The sequence below is a fragment of the Nocardia sp. NPDC049220 genome (assembly GCF_040647855.1).
Taxonomy (GTDB): domain Bacteria; phylum Actinomycetota; class Actinomycetes; order Mycobacteriales; family Mycobacteriaceae; genus Nocardia.
This window is the reverse complement of sequence record NZ_JBEZDA010000060.1, coordinates 570-1,463: the sequence shown is the minus strand read 5'-3', so window position 1 is coordinate 1,463 and position 894 is coordinate 570. Positions and strand designations below refer to the sequence as shown.

Sequence of the window (894 nt, the reverse complement as noted above, 5' to 3'; positions counted from 1 at the left end):
AAAACTGTCTGCTTACATAAACAGTAATACAAGGGGTGTTATGAGCCATATTCAACGGGAAACGTCTTGCTCTAGGCCGCGATTAAATTCCAACATGGATGCTGATTTATATGGGTATAAATGGGCTCGCGATAATGTCGGGCAATCAGGTGCGACAATCTATCGATTGTATGGGAAGCCCGATGCGCCAGAGTTGTTTCTGAAACATGGCAAAGGTAGCGTTGCCAATGATGTTACAGATGAGATGGTCAGACTAAACTGGCTGACGGAATTTATGCCTCTTCCGACCATCAAGCATTTTATCCGTACTCCTGATGATGCATGGTTACTCACCACTGCGATCCCCGGGAAAACAGCATTCCAGGTATTAGAAGAATATCCTGATTCAGGTGAAAATATTGTTGATGCGCTGGCAGTGTTCCTGCGCCGGTTGCATTCGATTCCTGTTTGTAATTGTCCTTTTAACAGCGACCGCGTATTTCGTCTCGCTCAGGCGCAATCACGAATGAATAACGGTTTGGTTGATGCGAGTGATTTTGATGACGAGCGTAATGGCTGGCCTGTTGAACAAGTCTGGAAAGAAATGCATAAACTTTTGCCATTCTCACCGGATTCAGTCGTCACTCATGGTGATTTCTCACTTGATAACCTTATTTTTGACGAGGGGAAATTAATAGGTTGTATTGATGTTGGACGAGTCGGAATCGCAGACCGATACCAGGATCTTGCCATCCTATGGAACTGCCTCGGTGAGTTTTCTCCTTCATTACAGAAACGGCTTTTTCAAAAATATGGTATTGATAATCCTGATATGAATAAATTGCAGTTTCATTTGATGCTCGATGAGTTTTTCTAAGAATTAATTCATGAGCGGATACATATTTGAATTTATTT

At 42.5% G+C, this 894-nt stretch carries 1 protein-coding gene; it reads left to right on the top strand.

Translation table 11 applies throughout. The annotated features are described in order from the left end of the window. Nucleotides 1-40 precede the first annotated feature (40 nt). On the top strand, nucleotides 41-856 hold the full coding sequence (locus AB0C34_RS31530) for an aminoglycoside O-phosphotransferase APH(3')-Ia (protein WP_000018329.1): 816 nt from the start codon (nucleotides 41-43) through the stop codon (nucleotides 854-856). Nucleotides 857-894 lie beyond the last annotated feature (38 nt).